This window comes from Halorubrum tibetense (assembly GCF_042661865.1).
Taxonomy (GTDB): Archaea; Halobacteriota; Halobacteria; order Halobacteriales; family Haloferacaceae; genus Halorubrum; species Halorubrum tibetense.
The window spans coordinates 1-1,166 of the sequence record NZ_JBHSWW010000474.1 but is presented as its reverse complement, the minus strand read 5'-3'; the positions used below and the strand labels follow the sequence as shown (position 1 = coordinate 1,166).

2 protein-coding genes are annotated in these 1,166 nt (G+C 70.1%); both read right to left on the bottom strand.

Annotated features, from left to right (window positions below; all coding sequences use genetic code 11):
- On the bottom strand, positions 1-673 hold a 673-nt coding region (locus ACFQEU_RS16305; RefSeq protein ID WP_379783869.1), incomplete at its 3' end, for an SLC13 family permease.
- 98 nt (positions 674-771) lie between these two features.
- On the bottom strand, positions 772-1,166 hold a 395-nt coding region (locus ACFQEU_RS16300), incomplete at its 5' end, for a threonine synthase (protein WP_379783867.1).

The following is a 1,166-nucleotide window of genomic DNA, read 5'->3' as shown; positions in this document are numbered from 1 at the left end:
CGACGCCCGCGAGCACCGCGTTCGGCGGGCTCCCGATGAGCGTCCCGACGCCGCCGACGGAGGCCGCGTACGCGATACCGAGCATGAGCGCGACGCCGAACCGCGTCGCGGGGAGGTCCGCCGGGTCCTCGTCGGTGTCGTGGACCATCTCGCCGACACCCTCTCCCACGTCGACCTGTGGCCCATCGGTCACCGTGTACGTCTGTGAGATCACGGCGATCGCGATCGGGACCATCAGCATCGCGGTCGCGGTGTTCGAGATCCACATCGAGAGCAGCGCGGTTGCGGTCATAAACCCGAACAGGAGGCCGGGCGCGCTCACCCCCACGCGGCTGATAACGAGCAGCGAGATGCGCTCGTGAAGCCCCGTCCGCTCGACCGCGAGCGCGAGCAGGAACCCACCCAGAAGGAGGAAAACGATCGGGTCGCCGTAGGCGGTCGTCGTCGCGCTCGCGTCGAGTACACCCGTGAGCGGAAAGAGGGCGACCGGCAGCAGGCTCGTCACCGGGATCGGCACCGCCTCCGTCACCCACCAGACGACGATCCAGGCGGTACACGCGAGCGCCGCGGCAGCGTCCGGCCCGAGGCCGAGCCCGCCGCCGGCGAACCACAGAACCCCGAACGCGACGGGACCGAGCGGTCGGCCGATATCGCTTCGCGCGGGGAGACGCATACGGCGTCGTCTCTCGCGCTCGTGTTAAACGGATCGTCGTAGGGGACACCGGTTCTCGGAGGACGCCGATCGGGAGGTGCTACCCAATTCTCGGGGGATTACGCCACCGATCCGTCACGCTCCATCGCCTCCCGCTCCCCGAGGTGTGCTCGCAGCGAGTCCACGTCCTTGTTGCCCGCGCCCGTGTTCAGCAGGACGACCGTGTCGTCGGCGTCGAACTCGCCGGACTCCGCCAGCGCGAACGCCCCCGATACCGCGGCCGCGCAGGTCGCACCCACCTCCAGTCCTTCACTCCGGGCTACCTCGATGGCGGCATCGAGGATCTCGTGGTCGGTCGTCGCCACCGCACCCCCGTCCGACTCGCGGATCGCCTCCAGTATCAGGTGGCTCGCGCCCGGGTCGGGGATCGCGATCCCGTTGCAGGCGGTGTCGATCGCGTCGTCGTCGAGCGGCTCGTGGCGGTCCGCGCCGGCCTCGTACGCGTCGACGAGCG